This window comes from Pseudonocardia sp., from assembly GCF_035305885.1.
Taxonomy (GTDB): Bacteria; Actinomycetota; Actinomycetes; order Mycobacteriales; family Pseudonocardiaceae; genus Pseudonocardia.
Genome location: NZ_DATGOP010000084.1, coordinates 1 through 17209, shown reverse-complemented (window position 1 = coordinate 17209; position 17209 = coordinate 1). Strand labels below are relative to the sequence as shown.

Genomic DNA, 17209 nt, shown 5'->3' with positions numbered 1-17209 from the left:
GGATCGAGGGTGGCCGCAAGCGTGAGTCGTGGGAAGGGGGCAGGCTCGGGCCCGGTCCGGAGCCATGAGGCATGACTGTTCACAAAGAGGACAACACGACCGATACGCCGCTGCCGGACGCCACGGCGCCGGCCACTACCGCTGACCAGCGCCAACCGATCGACTGGTGGATCTTCGGGATCGCCGCGACCCTCGTCGTCGCCTTCATCGTGTGGGGCGTCGCCTCCGTCGACACCCTGAGCACCGTGTCCTCCGCGGTGCTCGCCGGGGTCATGGACGTGGGCGGCTGGGCGTTCGTGCTGGTGGCCAGCGGGTTCGTGGTGTTCGCGCTGTGGCTCGCGTACAGCAGCCGCGGCAAGATCCCCCTGGGGCGCGACGACGAGGCGCCGGAGTTCCGCACGGTCTCCTGGATCGCCATGATGTTCAGCGCCGGCATGGGCATCGGCCTGATGTTCTACGGGGTCGGCGAGCCGCTCTCGCACTTCACCAGCCCGCCGCCGGGCACGGTGGAGGCCGGGTCGCCGGAGGCCCTGAACGTCGCGATGGCCACGACGCTGTTCCACTGGACGCTGCACCCGTGGGCGATCTACGCGGTGGTCGGGCTCGCCATCGCCTACAGCACGTTCCGCCGCGGCCGCCGGTCGCTGATCAGCTCGGCGTTCGCCCCGCTCCTCGGGGAGCAGCGCACCGAGGGGGCGTTCGGCAAGTTCGTCGACATCCTCGCGATCTTCGCGACCCTGTTCGGCTCGGCGGCCTCGCTCGGGCTCGGCACGCTGCAGATCGGCGCGGGCCTGCAGGCCAACGGCCTGCCCGAGGCCCCGATCGGGCTGCTCATCGCCATCATCGCCATCCTGACGCTGGCGTTCATCGCGTCCGCGGTGTCCGGCGTCGCCAAGGGCATCCAGTGGCTGTCGAACATCAACATGGTGCTGGCGGGCGTCCTCGCCGTCTTCGTGTTCGTGGCCGGCCCGACGATCCTGATCCTCAACCTGATCCCCACCGCCATCGGCGAGTACTTCGGCGACATGGCCCAGATGGCCGCGCGCACGGCGGCGACCGGCGGAGACGCCACCGCGGAATGGCTGTCGGGGTGGACGGTCTTCTACTGGGCCTGGTGGATCTCCTGGACGCCGTTCGTCGGGATGTTCATCGCCCGGATCAGCCGCGGCCGCACCATCAAGCAGTTCGTCGTCGGCGTGCTGCTCATCCCGAGCCTGGTGAGCCTGATCTGGTTCGCGATCTTCGGCGGTGCGGCGATCGACCTGCAGCGCAGCGGCACCGACCTCGCGTCCGCGAACCTCGAGGGCCAGCTGTTCGGGCTGCTGCACTCGCTGCCGCTCGGCGGGGTGGTCAGCGTCGTCGCGATGACGCTCACCGCGATCTTCTTCGTCTCCGGTGCCGACGCGGCCTCCGTGGTGACCGGCACGCTGTCGCAGCGCGGCTCGATCGAGCCCGACCGGTGGGTCGTGGTGTTCTGGGGCGTGGTGATGGGCGCGATCGCGGCGATCATGCTCGCCGTCGGCGCGGCCCAGGCCGGTGAGGATGCCCCCGACGAGGCGCTCACCGGCATCCGCGACATCACGATCATCTCGGCGGCGCCGTTCGCCCTCGTGATGGTCGCGCTGTGCATCGCGCTGGCGAAGGACCTGTACCACGACCCGCTGATGCAGCGGGACCGGCGGGCCGTCGCGGCCGTGGAGCAGGCCGTCGAGCACGGCACCAAGACCTACGGCGACGAGTTCGTGGTGGCCGTCAAGCCGGCCCCGGAGTCGGTGCGCAACGGGCGGGCCGGACGCTCCAAGGACGCCCCAGAGGGCTGACCGGACGCCCGCGCAGGCGTGACGACGAAGGCCCCGGTTCCGGGATCCACCGGAACCGGGGCCTTCGGGGTCCCCGGGGGGGTGCTCAGGGCTCCAGCACGACCTTCCCGGTCACGCGCCGCTCGTCGATGATCGCCAGCGCCTTCGCGGCCCGCTCGAGCGGGAGGGTGGTGCTGATCAGCGGGTTCAGCGCGCCCGACCGCAGGTGGGGCTCGAGCTCCGCCCACTGCTGGTGCATGTAGCCGGGACGGCGGGAGGCGAAGGCGCCCCAACCGACCCCGACGACGTCGATGTTGTTGAGCAGCAGCCGGTTGACCTTCACCGTGGGGATCTCCCCCGCGGTGAAGCCCACCACGAGCAGCTTGCCCTCGGGGGCGAGGCAGCGCAGCGAGTCGATGAAGCGGTCGCCGCCCACCGGGTCGACCACGAGGTCGACGCCCTCGCCGCCGGTCAGCTCCTTGACCGCGTCCTTGAAGCCGTCGGCGGGCACGGTCTCGTGCGCGCCCGCCTCGCGGGCCACCTCGGCCTTCTCCTGCGTGGAGGTCACGGCGATCACGCGGGCGCCGAGCGCGACGGCGAGCTGGATCACCGCGGTGCCGACCCCGCCCGCCGCGCCCTGCACGAGCACCTTCTGGCCCTCGCGCAGGTGCCCGCGGACGAGCAGGGCGAAGTGGGCGGTGAGGTAGTTCATCGGCAGGCAGGCGCCCGCCGCGAAGCCGACCTCGTCCGGCAGCGGCAGGACCTGGTCGGCGGGCGCGGCGACCACCTCGGCGAACGCGCCGGTGGAGGTGAAGGCGGCGACCCGGTCGCCGGGGCGCAGCGACGAGCCCTCCGGCGCCTCCCGCACCACGCCCGCCACCTCGGAGCCGAGGATGAACGGCAGCTCCGGCCGGTACTGGTAGAGCCCCTTGGTCTGCAGGACGTCGGGGAAGTTGACCCCGATCGCCCGCACGTCGACCAGCACCTGGTCGGGCCCCCGCTGCGGTTCGGGCAGATCACGCACCTCGACCGCACCCGGCCCGTCCAACCGCACCACCTGCACCGCGCGCACTCGTTGACCCCTTCGTCGGCTACAGCTTCCCGACCGGACAGTAACCCGCGTCAGGCGAGCAGGTCGGCCAGCGCGGGCCTGCGGAGCCTGCTCAGCCCCTTCGCCTCGATCTGCCGGATGCGCTCGCGGGTGGTCAGCACTGCGTCGAGGTCGCGCCGGCTACGCCGCGCTCGAGCCGTCGCTCGGCGGCTACGCCGTCCGGGCCACGGCGTGATCCGGCCCGCTCAGGCGGGCACGCCGTCGTCGTAGGCCACGGCCCGCGGCGTGCTGGTGAGCTCGTCGATCAGCGCGGTGAGCCTGCGGTCCACCCGCTGCTGGGCGCGTTCCAGCCCGTCCAGCTCCACGACGAGGTCCACGACGCGGTCGGAGTTGCCGACGCCGTCCAGGGCCCGCTCCAGCTCGGCGCCCACCCGCTCGATCCGCACCCGGCAGCGGTCGGAGGCCTGGACGTGCGCCAGGAGCCTCGCGCGTTGCTCGGCGTCCACGCTGTCCGGCACGGACGCCACGAGCTGCTGCAGCCGGTGTGGGTGCATGGCGTTCCCCCTCACGTGACGGGCATCACCGCTGACCGTAAGGCCCAGCACCCCCGCGGGGGAAGCCTTGCGACGCACCGCGCCGTGCGGCCTTCCCGAATAGCCGATCTCCGCCGGTGGTACGCCGCCGGCAGGCTGCGCCGCGCCCGCGCACCGCTCGACGACCGGGAGGGGATCGGCATGACCACCGACACGGAGTGGGAGCCGGCCGACGCGGGCGAACGGCTCAAGGCGGCGCTGCGCGAGCTCCTCGCCACGGTGCTCGACCGCGCGTTCGGCGTCGCGTTGGACGCCGTGGAGCGGCTGGCGCAGACGCTCGACGACGTCGCCGCCCGCGGCGGCTACAAGATCGGCGCGCTGTTCGGCGGCGTCCGGGCGGCCGCCGCCGGCCGCAACCCGGTGTGGGGCGCGATCGTGGGCGCGTTCTCCGCGCTCAACCCCGGCGCGAAGGCCGCGCTCGTCGTCGCCCTCGTGCTGGCGGTGCTGCTGCTGCCGGTGACGGTGCTGCTGGTCCTGCTGCTGCTCATCGCGGTGGTGATCGCCGCGGCCGTGCGGTCCCGCTCCCACGCCTGAGCGGCGCGCCCGTCACAGGTGGGGCTGCACCAGCTCCACGTAGCGGCGGGCCATCGTGGCCACCACCTCCTCGCCCGGCGCCGCCCACACGTCGGCGTGGAAGATCTCGACCTCCACGTCCCCGGTGTAGCCCGCCGCGGCGACGGCCCGGGTGAAGGCCGGGAAGTCGATGTGCCCGTCGCCCATCATCCCGCGGGCGAGCAGCGAGTCGGCCGGCAGCGGGGTGATCCAGTCGCACACCTGGTAGGCCACGATCCGTTCCCCCGCCCGCGCGAGCTGCTCGGGCACGCCGGGCTCCCACCACAGGTGGAACGTGTCGACCACGACGCCGACCTCGTGCGGCGCGAAGCCCTCGGCGATGTCGAGCGCCTGCGCGAGCGTGGAGATGACCCCGCGATCGGCGGCGTAGATCGGGTTCATCGGCTCGATCCCGAGCGTCACGCCGCGCTCGACCGCGGCCGGCACGAGCGCGGCGACCGCCTCGGCGGCGCGCTGACGGGCCCCGGCGAGGTCCTTGTCGCCGGGCGGCAACCCGCCCGGGACCAGCACGAGCACGGTCGTGCCGAGCGCGGCCGCCTCGTCGAGGGCGCGCAGGTTGTCGTCGTGGGCCTTGGCCCGCTCGGTCGGGTCGGAGGCGGTGAAGAACCCGCCCCGGCACAGCGAGGACACCCGCAGCCCGGCGTCGTCGACGATGCGCCGGGCGGTCTCCACGCCGACCTCGCCCACCGGCTCGCGCCACAGCCCGATCGCGGGCAGCCCCGCGGCGGCGGCGCCCTCGACGGCCTCGCGGAGGCTCCAGTTCGCGGTGGTGCGCTGGTTGAGCGAGAGCCGGGCGAGCCGCGCGTCGCCGGGGGCGGGCGTGTCGACCCGCGCCGGGGTCCCGCTCGGGACGTCGAGGGCGGTCACCGCACCGCCCCGGCCACGCTGAGCAGGCTGCGCATCCGCGCGGCCGCCGCCTCGGGGTCCGGGAACAGCCGGGCGGCGTTGGCCAGCGCGAACACCTCCGACAGGTGCACCACCGACCGGGCCGACTGCAGCCCGCCCACCATCGTGAACCCCGGCTGGTGCCCGCAGAGCCACGACAGGAACGCGATGCCGGTCTTGTAGTAGAAGGTCGGCGCCTCGAACACCTTCCGCGACAGCGGCAGGGTGGGGGCGAACTCGGCGTCGTAGCGCTCCAGGTCGCCCTCGTCGAGCGCGGCCAGCGCCGCCGACGCGGCCGGCGCGATCGCGGCGAACGCGCCGAGCAGGGCGTCGGAGTGGTGCGTGCCGTCGCCGCGGATCAGCTCCGGGTAGTGGAAGTCGTCGCCGGTGTAGAGCCGCACGCCCTCGGGCAGCCGGGCGCGCAGCCCGACCTCGTGCTCCGCGGACAGCAGCGAGACCTTCACGCCGTCGACCTTGTCCGCGTGGGCCTCGACGAGCTGCACGAACGTCGTCGTGGCCGCGTCCACGTCCGACGAGCCCCAGTAGCCGGCGAGCTGCGGGTCGAACGCCTCGCCGAGCCAGTGCAGGATCACCGGCTCGCGCACCTGGCGCAGCAGCTCGGAGTAGACGCGCAGGTAGTCGTCCGGGCCCGCCGCCACGGCGGCGAGCTGGCGCGACGCCATGAGGATCACCTGGGCGCCGGTGCCCTCGACGTGCTCGACCTGCTCGGTGTAGGCGGCGAGCACGTCGTCCACCGTCGCGAGCTCGGCGCGGTGATCGGTGCCGGCGCCCGCGGCGATCCGGGCGCCGTGCTCGTGCGCCTGCTCGGCGCTGCGGCGCACCAGCTCCTGCACCGCGGGCCAGTCGAGGCCCATGTTGCGCTGGGCGGTGTCCATGGCCTCGGCCACGCCGAGGCCGTAGGAGAACAGGTGCCTGCGGAACTCCAGCGTCGAGTCCCAGTCGACGACGGCGGGCGCGCCCGGCACGTTCTCGCCCCACGGGTCGCCCACGACGTGCGCGGCCGCGAACGCCACCCGGCTGCGGTACGGCCCGGGGTGCGGCTCCCACCGGCGCGGGGCGGCGAGCTCGACGGTGCGCCAGCCCCCGCCCGCGGCGGGCAGCTCGATGCTCGTGTCGACGGCGGTCATCGGGCCGCCCCGCGCAGCTCGACCCGCACGCCCTCGGCGTTGGAGCGCAGCGCCGCCTCGACCAGCCGCAGCCCGCGCACGCCGCTTGCGAAGTCGTAGGGGTGCGGGCGGCCCGCCTCGACGTCGAGCAGGAACCGCTCCCACTGCGCGCGGAAGCCGTTGGTGAACTCCTGGTTGTCGGGGACCTCCTCCCACTGCGCGCGGAAGTCCTGCTCGGTCGGCAGGTCCGGGTTCCACACCGGCATCGGGGTGCGGACGCGGTGCTGCACGCGGCAGCCGAACAGGCCCGCGACCGCCGAGCCGTGCGTGCCGTCCACCTGGAACTCCACCAGCTCCTTGCGGTCCACCCGCACCGCCCACGAGGAGTTGATCTGGGCGATGACGCCGCCGGGCAGCTCGAAGATCCCGTAGGCCGCGTCGTCGGCGGTGGCCTGGTAGGGGCGGCCCTTCTCGTCCCAGCGCTGCGGGATGTGGGTGACGGCCTTGGTCATCACGGCCTCGACGCCACCGAACAGGTGCTCGAGCACGTAGTTCCAGTGGCAGTACATGTCGAGGACGATGCCGCCGCCGTCCTCGGCCCGGTAGTTCCAGCTGGGCCGCTGGGCGGGGATCAGGTCGCCCTCGAACACCCAGTAGCCGAACTCGCCGCGGACCGACAGGATCCGCCCGAAGAACCCGGAGTCGATCAGCCGCTTCAGCTTGATCAGCCCGGGCAGGTAGATCTTGTCGTGCACGACGCCGTTGACGATGCCCGCGGAGCGGGCGGCCTCGACGAGCTCCTCGCCCTCGGCGACGGACTCCGCGATGGGCTTCTCGGTGTAGACGTGCTTGCCCGCGGCGATGGCGCGCAGGATCGTCTTCTTGCGCTCGCTGGTGACGAGCGAGTCGAAGTAGACCTGCACGTCGTCCTCGGCGAGCGCGGCGTCGAGGTCGGTGTGCACGGTCTCGATGCCGTGCTTGCGGGCGATCTCGGTGAGCTTCTCCCGGTTGCGGCCGACGATGATCGGCTCGACGGGGAGGCGGGTGCCGTCGGGCCGCAGCACACCGCCGTCGTCGCGGATCGCGAGGATGGACCGCACGAGGTGCTGGCGGTAGCCCATCCTCCCGGTCACGCCGTTCATGACGATGCGCATGCGTACTACCTGCTTTCTTCCGGTCGAACTGCGGGACGTCCACCGAGGTACAGCTCGGCGAGCTGCGGGTCGGCGAGGAGCTCGGGGGCGGGGCCGCTGATGTGGACGCGGCCGAGGTCGAGGACGCAGCCGAGGTCGGCGGTCTCCAGGGCGCGGCGGGCGTTCTGCTCGACGAGCAGGATCGCCAGGCCCGCCTCGCGCATGGCGAGGACCTGGTCGAACACGACGCCGGTGGCCTTGGGGTCGAGGCCCATGGACGGCTCGTCGAGCAGCAGCACCTTGGGGCTCACCATCAGCGAGCGGGCGAACTCCACCTGCTTCTGCTGCCCGCCCGACAGCAGCCCGGCGAGCGAGCGCCAGCGTTGGCGCACGACCGGGAACAGCTCCTGCACGAACGCGATCCGCTCGGCCACCCGCTCCTCGTCGGAGACGGTGTAGGCCCCGAGCGTGACGTTCTCGGCCACGGTCATCTCGGGGAACACGCTGTGGCCCTGCAGCACGTGGGCGACGCCCGCGGCGAGCATGCGCTGCGGCGAATGGCCGGTGACGTCCTGGCCCGCGACGCGGACGCTGCCCGAGCGCGGGACGAGCATCCCGCTCGCCACCTTCAGCACGGTGGACTTGCCGGCCCCGTTCGGGCCGACCAGGCAGACCACGCGGCCCGCGGGGACGCTGACCGAGAGCCCGCGCAGCACCAGCGCGGCGCGACCGTAGCCGGCCTCGACGTCGCGGAGCTCGAGAAGCGGTTCTTCGGACACCGGGCTAGACACCGAGGTACGCCTCCAACACGGCCGGGTCGGCGCGGACGGTGTCCGGCGGGCCCTCGGCGATCGGCCGACCGCGGTCGAACACGACCACGTGGTCGGACAGGTTCATGACGAGCTCCATGTTGTGCTCGACGACGATGAAGGTCCGGCCCTCGGCGTTGAGCTCGCGCACGAGCACGGCGATCCGGTCGATCAGCGCGGGGTTCACCCCGCCCGCCGGCTCGTCGAGCATGATCGTCTCGGGGTCGGCCATCAGCACCCCGGCGAGCTCGAGCAGCTTCTGCTGGCCGTAGGAGAGGTTGCGGGCCTCGACGTCCTCGAGGTGGTCCAGGCCCACCCGCCGCAGCCAGCCGCGCGCCCGCTCGACGTCGCCCTCGTCGTGCGCCGAGCGCAGCAGGCCGGCGAGGCCGCGCGGGCGGACGGCGGCGAGCACGTTCTCCCGCACGGTCATGCGCGGGAAGACCCGGCAGAGCTGGAAGCTGCGACCGATGCCCGCCGCGGCGATCCGGTGGGGCGCCTTGCCGGTGATGTCGCGGCCGCGGTAGCGGACGGTGCCGGAGTCGGGCCGGATCATCCCGGTGACGCAGTTGAAGAACGTGGTCTTGCCCGAGCCGTTGGGCCCGATCACCGCGTTGATCTTCCCGTCGTGGAACTCGACGGTGGCGTGGTCGACGGCACGGACGCCGCCGAAGGACTTGGTGAGACCGGTCGTCGCGAGGTTCGGGGTCACAGCTTCACCTGCTCCCTGAGCTCGGCCGCGGTGACCTCGCGGATCGAGCTCTGCTGCGGGCGGAACCGGGTGAGCAGCGCGTGCCCGGCGGGGATCACGCCGTCGGGCATGAACAGCACGACGGCCCCGAGCAGCAGCCCCGTCGCGACCAGGTGGAATTGGGTGTCGCCGTAGGAGACCTTGAAGTACTCGATCGCGGTGCCGACGACCAGCGCCCCCAGCGCGGGCCCGAACAGGTGCCGCACCCCGCCCAGCAGCGCCATCAGCACCAGGTAGGAGCCGAGCAGGATGGAGAACTGGAAGATCGGGTCGAGGTCGCCGAACCACAGCGCGTACACCCCGCCGCCGAGCGCGGTGAACGTGGCCGAGACGACGAACGCCACGAGCTTGTAGGCGAACGTCGGCACGCCGAGCGACTGGGCCTTGTCCTCGTCCTCCCGGATCGCCTTGAGCCCGAGGCCGAACCGGGAGCGGTCGATCGTCCACCAGGCCAGCAGCGCGACCGCCAGCAGCGCGGCGAACAGGTAGAAGAAGACGGCGTGGTGCTGCGGGCGCAGCAGGTCGGGGAACGGCCGCGGCACCGACAGCCCCTCCGAGCCGCCGGTGAAGTCCCGCCAGCTCTGGAACACCAGCAGCAGCACCAGCACCAGCGCGATCGAGACGATCACGAACGAGGCGCCGCGCACCCGCAGCGCGGCGATCCCGATCGGCACGGCGAGCGCCGCGACGATCAGCCCCGCGAGGCCGAGCGCGAGGAAGCTCGGCACGCCCGCCCGCACGATCAGCAGGCCGGTGCCGTAGGCGCCGAGGCCGAACCAGGCGGCGTGGCCGAGTGACACGTAGCCGGTGAACCCGCCGACGAAGTTCCACGAGGTCGACAGCACCGCGTACGACAGGACCACGACGCCCGCGGACAGGATGTAGGGGTTCGGGCTCCAGAGCGGGAACGACAGCACCGCCGCCGCGCCGACGAGGAGCGCGATCCACCGGTGGGCCCGGCTAGAAGCGCTGCGCAAGGCGACCTCCGAAGAAGCCCTGCGGGCGCACCAGCAGGGTGACGAACAGCGCGAGGTAGAAGACCGTCTGCGCCCAGGTCGTGCCGAGCGGCAGCTGCAGCAGGCTCTGCACGATGCCGAGCAGCATCGCCGCGACGGCCGCACCCGGGATGCTGCCGAGCCCGCCGACCACGATGATCGCCATCAGCGGGCCGATCCAGTGCCAGTGCAGCGACGGGTAGATCGTCGAGTCCAGCGACAGCGCCGCCCCGCCGACCGCGGCCGTGGCGAGGCCCAGCCCGAAGCCGTAGCCCGCCACCTTGTCGGTGTCGATCCCGATCAGCCGGGCCGCCTGCGGGTGCTGGATCGTGGCGCGCAGAGCCTGCCCGAACCGGGTGCGGGTGAGCAGCAGGTACAGCGCGAGCAGCGACAGCGCCGCCAGCCCGAACGCGATCAGCTTGACCACCGCGACCTGGGCGCCGAACAGCTCGAAGCTCGCCGCGCCGTAGGACAGCTGCACCCGCCGCTGGGTGCCGGTGTAGACGAACCCGAGCATCCCCTCGATGACGAGGGCGACGGCGAACGTCAGCAGGACCGACATCATCGTCACGGTGGCCGGGCGCAGCCGGGCGATCAGCAGCCGCTGGAACCCGACGCCGACGGCGAAGAACAGCGGAACGGTGACGATCAGCGACGCCAGCGGGTCGACGCCGAAGCGCACGTTCGCGTCCCACGCGAGGTAGGCGGCGAGCACGAGGAACGCGGCGTGGGCGATCATCACCACCCGCATCACGCCGAAGTACAGCGTGAGCCCGGCGGCGAGCAGCGCGTAGAGCCCGCCCAGCAGGATGCCGAGCACGAGGCCCTGGACGAGGAGGGAGCCGCTCACCAGGGCGCCTTCGGGTAGGTGAACCCGGCCTCGGCGGCCTCGGCCGGCAGCACGATCCGGATCCGGCCGTCGACGTACTGCTGGATGAGGTGGGCGCTCTGCGGGCGGCCCTGCGCGTCCCAGGACAGCGGGCCGACGACCGTCTCCACGGTGTTGGTGCGCAGCCAGTCGATCAGCCGCTGCTGGCACTCGCCCTGCTCGGCGCACCCGACCGCCTCCACGGCGGCGGCCACGACCTGCCCGGTGGTGTAGGCGTTCGCCTCGTCCTCGCCGGGCGGCGTGCCGAACTGCGCGGTGAAGCGCTGCACGAACTCGACGTTCGACGGGTAGGGCGCCTCGGGCGTGTACCCGGTGGGCGCGACGATCCCCTCGGTCGCCCCGCCGATGGCCTCGGCGAACTCGGAGCTGGTCGGGGCGGTGCTGAACGCGGCGAGCTTCGGCTGGTAGCCCAGCTGGCGCAGCGCGACGATCAGGTTGACCGCGTCCTGGTACTGGGTGCCGCCCACCACGACGTCGGCCTGCGAGTCGGCGATCTGGGCCGCGATCGAGGAGAAGTCGGTGGTGTTGGGCGGGTAGACCTCGTCGACCACGGTCTGGATGCCCGCCGCCTCGAGCTTCTCCTTCAGCCCGTAGGCCGTGCCCTGCGCGAACGGGTCGTCCATCGCGGCGTAGGCCGCGGTGCGGGGCCGCTCGCCCTCCGGCATGGCGAGGATCGCGTCGGCCAGGTGGTTGTAGTGGTCGTTGGCGACGGCGGGGGCGGCGTAGAAGAGGTTGTCGAAGCCCTGCTCGAACACCTCGGCCGCGGCGCCCGCCGGCTCGACGAACAGCATCCCGTATTCCTGTGCCACCCGCGCCGAGGGCACGACGAGGCGGGTGGAGAACGGCCCGAACACCAGGTCGACCTGGTCCTGGGCGATGAGCTGCTCGTAGTCGGCCACCACGCGGTCGGCGTTGGACTGGTCGTCGAGGATGCGCAGCTCGACCTGCCTGCCCAGCAGGCCCCCGGAGGAGTTCACGGCGGCGGCCCAGGCCTCGTACCCGCGCTGGACGCCCTTGCCCGGTTCGGAGAAGTCCCCGGTGAGCGGCAGCGAGATGCCGATCGTGATCGGGTCGGACGAGTCCTCGCCGCCCGTCCCAGCTCCGCCGGAACACGCGGTGAGGACCAGCGCAGCGGCACCGGCGAGGCATCCCAGCCGGAGGGCGGTGCGGGCGTTCATCGGGGGATCTCCTCCTCGTCGAGGAACGTAAGCGCTTTCCGTAAGCGTTTGCGTAGACTACGGACGCCCCCGCCGCCTGGCAAGGAGAACCGATGCCCAAACCCCGCTCGGCGCCCCGGCTCGCCGACGTCGCGGCGCGCGCGAGCGTCTCGATCGCCACGGCGTCGCGGGCGTTGGCGGGCCGCGCGGGCGTCAGCGAGGCGGTCGCCGCGCACGTGCGCGAGGTGGCGATGCAGATGGGCTACGTCGCCAACGTCCACGCGCGCACGCTCGCGGGCGGCGCGACCTCCACCGTCGGCCTGGTCGTGCACGAGATCGGCGACCCCTACTTCTCGGAGATCGCGAGCGGGGTCATCGGGGTCGCCGCCCAGCGCGGGCTGACCGTGCAGATCTGCCACTCGGGGCGCGACCCCGAGGCCGAGCTGCACCAGATCCGCACGCTCATCGCCCACCGCACCGACGCGATCATCGTGGCCGGCTCCGGCTACACCGACCCCGCGCTGCAGGCGGAGTCCAACGCCGTGCTCACCGCGTTCCAGCAGAGCGGCGGGCGGGTCGCCGTGATCGGCCGCCACCACCTCTCCGCCGACGCCGTGCGGCCCGACAACGAGCCCGCCGGCGCCGCCGTGGCCGCGCACCTGCTCGAGCTCGGGCACCGGCGGATCGGGGTGATCGCCGGGCCTGCGATCCTCACCACCGTGGCCGACCGGCTCGCCGGCGTCGGGCGGGCGCTCGCCCCGCACGGGCTCACGCTCGACGACGTGCCGGTCGTGCACACCGACTTCACCCGCAACGGCGGGGCGAGCGGGGCGGAGAAGCTGCTCGCCGACCACCCGGACCTCACCGCGCTCGTCGCGCTGAACGACCTGATGGCGATCGGCGTGCTGTCGGTGCTGCGCTCCCGCGGGATCGCGGTACCGCAGCAGGTGTCAGTGGCCTCCATCGACGACGTCGCGGTCGCCGCCGACCTCGCCCCCGGGCTCACCACCGTGCGGCTGCCGATGACCGAGATGGGAGAGCTGGCGCTGACCATGGCGCTCAAGCCGCCGTCCGCGCGCAGGCGGCGCAAGAACACCGGGCACGAGCTGATCGTGCGCGACTCGACCGGCCCGGCCCCGCGCGGCCGTCGACCCGCCGGGACGTCGGCCGGGTCGAAGCCCAGCTCGCGCTGATCGCGCCGAGAGCTCATCCCCGGCTTCGTCCGCACGGGTCGGCGCCGGCCGCGGCGAGGGTCCGCGGCCGACCCGCGCCACCGGACGGCCCGCCCGTGACCCGTCGCGCCGTCCCGCCCGCACCCGAGGGCGTCGACCCCGCGAGGTGGGAGGCCGCGCTGGAGGCGTGCCGCCACCGCGGGGTGCATCGGACCAGGACGCCGGGCTCGTAGCAGGCGCGCGGTCCGACGACGGGTGCCGGAGCGCGGGCCGCGCCGCTCCCGCCCCCTCGGCGCATCAGCCGCGGTCAGCGGCCGCCACCCCATCGGGCGATCTTCAGTAGGGGGCCCCCTCGATCGGGAACTTTTCGGACCTGCCATGGTTGGCCGAGTGCGACTCGTGTTCGGCCCCGACGATCTGGAGGAGTACTCCGCCGTCCGTGACCGCCTGCGGCTGCACATCGTCGCGTGGGCCCGCAGGCGGGGGATCGCGGTGGAGCCGTCGCTGGTGGCGGCCGCCCTCGACCACAAGCACAGCGTCGACGGCCGGCTGGGCCACTGGACGAGACGCCACATCGCCGACGCGCTCGCCGTCTGGTTCCCCCGCACCGTCGCGCTGCTCGAGGACGACCGCGACGCCGTCCCCACCGCGCTGCACGCCCTGATCGGCTTCCTCGACGACCACGAGTGGCTCGACTCCCGTTCGGCGCCCGCGTCCGAGCTGCACGAGCAGATCCGCGACTCCACCCCGGCCCTGCACGACGCCCTCGACGACGAGCGCAACCACGACCTGGGGACGTTCTGGGCCGTCCAGATGCTGCGCCACGGCGTGCCCACCGCCGACCCGGCCGCCGTCGCGAAGTTCCTGCAGCAGGTCGACGCGGGCGAGCTGGAGATCGACCGCGCGGCGCTGGAGGAGATCCAGCGCAGGCACGCCGACGAGAAGCCGGAGCCGCCGCAGCCGCAGCTGCCGCCGGTGCTGCCGCCGAACGCGGCGCAGCTGCTCGCCGCCGCCGACTCCTCGGTCGCGCTCGCGCGGCTGCGCGCCTTCACCCGGTGGGTGCGCGCGGGCCGCGCGCTCACCCGCGAGGGGCGGCTGCTGCTGTCGGACGCCCGCGCCGTCGCCGACGCGCTCGACCTCGACCACTTCTCCCGCGACCGCGCCCGCACCGCCGACGACCTGCCCGAGATCACCCTGCTCATGCACTGGGCGAAGGAGGCCCGGCTGGTGCGGGTGGTGCGCGGGCGGCTGGTGCAGGTCCGCAGCGCGGCGCCGCTGCTGTCGCGACCGATCGAGCTGTGGAAGCGCGCGTTCGAGGCCATCGGCGGGATCGGCGAGCACTTCGGCGGCACCAACGTGTACGGGGCGCCGTCGCTGTTCGGGATGAGCCTCGGCGAGGCCTACCCGATCCTGCTGTACCTGCTCTACGAGGCGGGCGGCGACCCCATCCCGGTGGAGCGGTTCCACCGGGCGGTGCGCGACACCGTCAACGAGCGGATGGGCTGCGTCGTCGACGACCTCGCGGGCGACGTGGAGCACCGGCTGTGGCGGCGCGACGTCACCGCGCTGCTCGACGCGCTGGAGCTGCTCGGCGCGGTCCACCTGTCCGAGACCCCGTGCGTGGAGAACGGCGAGGACATGGCCGAGCTGGTCGCGCTCGCCGGGCGCGACGACCCCGACCCCACCCTGGTGGCGCTCACCCCGATCGGGATCTGGGCGGTGCGGGAGATGCTCGTCGAGCGCGGGGTGCACGCGCCGCTGGTCGGCGAGCTCGCCGACGAGGACATCGAGTACGTCTGCGTGCGCATGGCCGGGGTCCGCCGCGAGGTGGCCGAGGCCGAGCTCACCGCGTGGGTGCGGGCGCGTCCCGGGCGCGTCGCGAGCCACGAGATCATGCGCTACCTGCAGCGGGTCGAGGACCCGACCCACCGCGAGCTCGCCCTGTTCGCGCTGTCGCGCTGCGGCTCGCCGGGGCGGGAGCTCCGCGGGCGGGCGCGGGTGAGCGCGGCCCTGCGGGCACCCGCGAGCGGCGCCCAGCCCCGCGTCGAGTGCGACGCGCGGCTCGCCCGCCCCTAGCGAGCCACCACCCCATCGGGTGACACCGGCTCCACCCCGTGACACCGCGGCGTCGCCGCGCGACTACGGATGCGAACACCCGCATCCGATCGCGGTGCGGACGAGCGGTGCAGACGAAGAAGGAGCCGACGTGGCCACGCCCGACCCCTACCACCACTGGTCCGGGGCGCCGAAGCACTGGGTGCAGGTCCCGGCGCAGCGCAGCGGCCCACCCGCCCCCGACGAGCTCGAGGCGGCCGCCGCGCGGGGCGGCGCGCCCGGCCGGGCCCGGAACGGGCAGCTGACGGTGGCCGCGATCGCCCTCGCCCTGCTGGCCGCCGCGTTCGCGCTGCTCGGCACCGGTGGCGCGGTGACCGGGGCCGAGTCGGCGCCGCCCGAGGCCACCCCCGGCTCGGTCAGCCGCTGAGACCGGGCTCAAGCAACGTGCGTCACACTTGGGCGAGCACGGCGGGACACGAGCGGGTGATGCCCATGCGCACGATCATCGCGGCCGTTGCCGCCGGCGCGGTGCTGCTCGCACCGGGCCTGCTCGCGCCGGGGGTGGCCGCCGCCGACGACCCCGACGAGTTCTACAAGGTGAGCCGGTCCTGGACGCTGACGCGCGTCGACGGGGAGCGCAGGATCGTGCCCCGCACCGAGGACGGCGTCTGCGAGGTCACCTGCCACAACGAGGACATCATGCGCGAGTGGCGGGTCAACGACGAGGACCTCATCGACGATTGGTCGCGGCGCGCGGACGGCACCGGCATCCAGATCAAGCCCGAGTTCCCCAACCGGACCGTGAAGCTGCGGATCACCATCGAGTGCGAGCGGTCCTGACCGCCGGGTGACCGCGCGGCCTACCGCCGCGGCGGCGGGCCGTCGACGACGATCTCGTCGAGCACGCCCGCGTGGATGTCGAGCACGAACCCGCGCACCCGGGTGTCCGGGTGCAGGAACGGGTCGTGGCGCAGCTGGACGATGTCGCGCCGCACGCTCTCGGCCGGGTCGCGGAACGCGTGCGTCCGCCACGACGGCCGCATCCCGGTCTCCGCCGCGAGCTCCTCGCAGAACTCGTCGTCGGTGAACGTGGCCAGGCCACAGCCGTTGTGCTGGACGAGCAGCACGTCGCGCGTGCCCAGCTTGCGCTGGCTGATCGTCAGCGAGCGGATCACGTCGTCGGTGACCACGCCCCCGGCGTTGCGCAGCACGTGGGTCTCCCCGATGTCCATCCCGAACAGGGCGAACACGTCGATCCGCGAGTCCATGCACGTCACGACCGCGGTGCGCAGCGACGGGGGGACGGCGAGCCCTTCCGCGCTGGCCGCGGCGAGGCGGCCACCCCCCGCCTCGTACCGCTTGAGAAGCTCCTCGGCGCTCACCGCACCAATCAACCACGACGAGCCCGGTCCGGGCGGCCCGTGCACCCGATTTGGGTGGATCGTCACGTGCCGCCCGGCGGGCGGGCGTCAGGGGCGGGCGAGCTGGACGACGGCCCAGGACAGCGGCGGCAGCGCGACGTGGGCCGCGCCGTCCTCGACGCCGACGCCGTCGAGCGGGCGCAGGGTGACCCGGTCGGGGTGCTGCTCGTCGTTGGTCGTGTGCCGGTCCTGGCCCTCGGCCGCGGCGAGCACCGCGGCGTGCCGCACCCGCAGCTCGCCGAAGCCGCGCAGCCCGACCTCCACCGTCGCCGCCTCGGCCAGGTCGCGGTTGGCGAGGAACAGCGACACGACGCCCTCCTCGGCGTCCCAGGTGCCGGCCGCGTCCACCAGGTCGACGTCGCCGAAGCTGGGCGTCTCGTAGCGGTCGCTGCGGACCTGGACGTCGAGGATCTCCCCCGTTGCCCGCCTGCGGACCTGCTCGAACGGGTGCGCGATCGTCTGCTTCCACGCCGGGCCGCCCGGCTCGCTGCGCAGCAGGCCGATCACGTTGACCAGCTGCGCCTGGCAGGCCACCGTGACCCGGTCGCCGTGGCGGAGCAGCGAGTTGAGCAGGGTTCCGACGACCACGGCGTCGGTGATCGAGTACTCGTCCTCGATCACCCGCGGCGCCACCTCCCACTCGCTCTCGCCCTTGGCGATGGCGGACTCGCGGTGGCGCGACTGGTACCAGACGTTCCACTCGTCGAAGGAGATGTTGATGCGCTTGCGGTGCTTGCCGCGGGCGCGCACCGCGTCGGCCGTGGCGACGACGGACTCGATGAAGGAGTCCATGTCGCGGGCG

At 73.4% G+C, this 17209-nt stretch carries 18 protein-coding genes; 6 read left to right on the top strand and 12 right to left on the bottom strand.

What is annotated here, in order from left to right:
* Window positions 1-71: 71 nt before the first annotated feature.
* Window positions 72-1820: a BCCT family transporter gene (locus VKZ81_RS17810; RefSeq protein ID WP_324242709.1), complete on the top strand. Its 1749-nt coding sequence runs from the start codon at window positions 72-74 to the stop codon at window positions 1818-1820.
* An 85-nt stretch (window positions 1821-1905) separates the two neighbouring features.
* Here the strand turns inward: VKZ81_RS17810 and VKZ81_RS17805 are convergent, their stop codons facing one another.
* Window positions 1906-2871: an NADPH:quinone oxidoreductase family protein gene (locus VKZ81_RS17805; RefSeq protein WP_324242708.1), complete on the bottom strand. Its 966-nt coding sequence runs from the start codon at window positions 2869-2871 to the stop codon at window positions 1906-1908.
* Between the two features lie 224 nt (window positions 2872-3095).
* Complete coding sequence (locus VKZ81_RS17800; RefSeq protein WP_324242707.1) at window positions 3096-3404, bottom strand: hypothetical protein; 309 nt, start codon at window positions 3402-3404, stop codon at window positions 3096-3098.
* Between the two features lie 180 nt (window positions 3405-3584).
* Here VKZ81_RS17800 and VKZ81_RS17795 point away from each other — a divergent pair, with 180 nt between their 5' ends.
* The gene (locus VKZ81_RS17795) at window positions 3585-3977 is read left to right on the top strand and encodes a hypothetical protein (protein WP_324242706.1); all 393 of its coding nucleotides are present in this window, start codon (window positions 3585-3587) and stop codon (window positions 3975-3977) included.
* Between the two features lie 12 nt (window positions 3978-3989).
* Here the strand turns inward: VKZ81_RS17795 and VKZ81_RS17790 are convergent, their stop codons facing one another.
* Genes VKZ81_RS17790 through VKZ81_RS17755 form a run of 8 tightly spaced genes read right to left on the bottom strand, consistent with a single transcriptional unit; the run spans window position 3990 to window position 11780 of the window.
* Window positions 3990-4883: a sugar phosphate isomerase/epimerase family protein gene (locus VKZ81_RS17790; RefSeq protein ID WP_324242705.1), complete on the bottom strand. Its 894-nt coding sequence runs from the start codon at window positions 4881-4883 to the stop codon at window positions 3990-3992.
* Window positions 4880-6049, bottom strand: coding sequence for a dihydrodipicolinate synthase family protein (locus tag VKZ81_RS17785; protein WP_324242704.1), 1170 nt, complete (start codon window positions 6047-6049; stop codon window positions 4880-4882). The genes VKZ81_RS17790 and VKZ81_RS17785 overlap by 4 nt, the downstream gene beginning before the upstream one ends.
* Window positions 6046-7182 (bottom strand): Gfo/Idh/MocA family protein, encoded by a 1137-nt coding sequence (locus VKZ81_RS17780; protein ID WP_324242703.1) that lies wholly within the window; start codon window positions 7180-7182, stop codon window positions 6046-6048. The genes VKZ81_RS17785 and VKZ81_RS17780 overlap by 4 nt, the downstream gene beginning before the upstream one ends.
* A gap of 5 nt (window positions 7183-7187) precedes the next feature.
* The gene (locus VKZ81_RS17775) at window positions 7188-7940 is read right to left on the bottom strand and encodes an ABC transporter ATP-binding protein (protein ID WP_324242702.1); all 753 of its coding nucleotides are present in this window, start codon (window positions 7938-7940) and stop codon (window positions 7188-7190) included.
* Window positions 7941-7944: 4 nt separating this feature from the next.
* Window positions 7945-8679, bottom strand: coding sequence for an ABC transporter ATP-binding protein (locus tag VKZ81_RS17770; protein WP_324242701.1), 735 nt, complete (start codon window positions 8677-8679; stop codon window positions 7945-7947).
* Complete coding sequence (locus VKZ81_RS17765) at window positions 8676-9695, bottom strand: branched-chain amino acid ABC transporter permease (protein WP_324242700.1); 1020 nt, start codon at window positions 9693-9695, stop codon at window positions 8676-8678. Before VKZ81_RS17765 ends, VKZ81_RS17770 begins: the two co-directional genes overlap by 4 nt.
* Window positions 9679-10563, bottom strand: a complete 885-nt coding sequence (locus tag VKZ81_RS17760) for a branched-chain amino acid ABC transporter permease (RefSeq protein ID WP_324242699.1) — start codon at window positions 10561-10563, stop codon at window positions 9679-9681. Before VKZ81_RS17760 ends, VKZ81_RS17765 begins: the two co-directional genes overlap by 17 nt.
* Entirely contained in the window at window positions 10560-11780 is a 1221-nt protein-coding gene (locus tag VKZ81_RS17755) for an amino acid ABC transporter substrate-binding protein (RefSeq protein ID WP_324242698.1), read from the bottom strand. Before VKZ81_RS17755 ends, VKZ81_RS17760 begins: the two co-directional genes overlap by 4 nt.
* Window positions 11781-11872: 92 nt before the next feature.
* On the opposite strand from VKZ81_RS17755, the gene VKZ81_RS17750 reads away from it, so the two are divergent.
* The 4 genes from VKZ81_RS17750 (at window position 11873) to VKZ81_RS17735 (ending at window position 15826) form a co-directional block, all read left to right on the top strand.
* Window positions 11873-12952, top strand: coding sequence for a LacI family DNA-binding transcriptional regulator (locus VKZ81_RS17750; protein ID WP_324242697.1), 1080 nt, complete (start codon window positions 11873-11875; stop codon window positions 12950-12952).
* A gap of 369 nt (window positions 12953-13321) precedes the next feature.
* Window positions 13322-15007, top strand: a complete 1686-nt coding sequence (locus VKZ81_RS17745) for a hypothetical protein (RefSeq protein WP_324242696.1) — start codon at window positions 13322-13324, stop codon at window positions 15005-15007.
* Window positions 15008-15137: 130 nt separating this feature from the next.
* Window positions 15138-15413: a hypothetical protein gene (locus VKZ81_RS17740; protein ID WP_324242695.1), complete on the top strand. Its 276-nt coding sequence runs from the start codon at window positions 15138-15140 to the stop codon at window positions 15411-15413.
* Window positions 15414-15478: 65 nt separating this feature from the next.
* Complete coding sequence (locus VKZ81_RS17735) at window positions 15479-15826, top strand: hypothetical protein (RefSeq protein WP_324242694.1); 348 nt, start codon at window positions 15479-15481, stop codon at window positions 15824-15826.
* Between the two features lie 20 nt (window positions 15827-15846).
* Here VKZ81_RS17735 and VKZ81_RS17730 read toward each other — a convergent pair whose 3' ends face one another.
* Window positions 15847-16368, bottom strand: a complete 522-nt coding sequence (locus VKZ81_RS17730) for a beta-class carbonic anhydrase (RefSeq protein ID WP_324242693.1) — start codon at window positions 16366-16368, stop codon at window positions 15847-15849.
* 87 nt (window positions 16369-16455) lie between these two features.
* Window positions 16456-17209: alpha-L-arabinofuranosidase C-terminal domain-containing protein (locus VKZ81_RS17725; protein WP_324242692.1), on the bottom strand; the 754-nt coding region annotated here is incomplete at its 5' end.

What these genes read in the sequence shown, in the direction of transcription:
- VKZ81_RS17780 (WP_324242703.1), bottom strand. Translation starts at nt 7,182, where the DNA reads ATGCGCATCGTCATGAACGGCGTGACCGGGAGGATGGGCTACCGCCAG.
- VKZ81_RS17735 (WP_324242694.1), top strand. Translation starts at nt 15,479, where the DNA reads ATGCGCACGATCATCGCGGCCGTTGCCGCCGGCGCGGTGCTGCTCGCA.
- VKZ81_RS17800 (WP_324242707.1), bottom strand. Translation starts at nt 3,404, where the DNA reads ATGCACCCACACCGGCTGCAGCAGCTCGTGGCGTCCGTGCCGGACAGC.
- VKZ81_RS17785 (WP_324242704.1), bottom strand. Translation starts at nt 6,049, where the DNA reads ATGACCGCCGTCGACACGAGCATCGAGCTGCCCGCCGCGGGCGGGGGC.
- VKZ81_RS17755 (WP_324242698.1), bottom strand. Translation starts at nt 11,780, where the DNA reads ATGAACGCCCGCACCGCCCTCCGGCTGGGATGCCTCGCCGGTGCCGCT.
- VKZ81_RS17750 (WP_324242697.1), top strand. Translation starts at nt 11,873, where the DNA reads ATGCCCAAACCCCGCTCGGCGCCCCGGCTCGCCGACGTCGCGGCGCGC.
- VKZ81_RS17810 (WP_324242709.1), top strand. Translation starts at nt 72, where the DNA reads ATGACTGTTCACAAAGAGGACAACACGACCGATACGCCGCTGCCGGAC.
- VKZ81_RS17795 (WP_324242706.1), top strand. Translation starts at nt 3,585, where the DNA reads ATGACCACCGACACGGAGTGGGAGCCGGCCGACGCGGGCGAACGGCTC.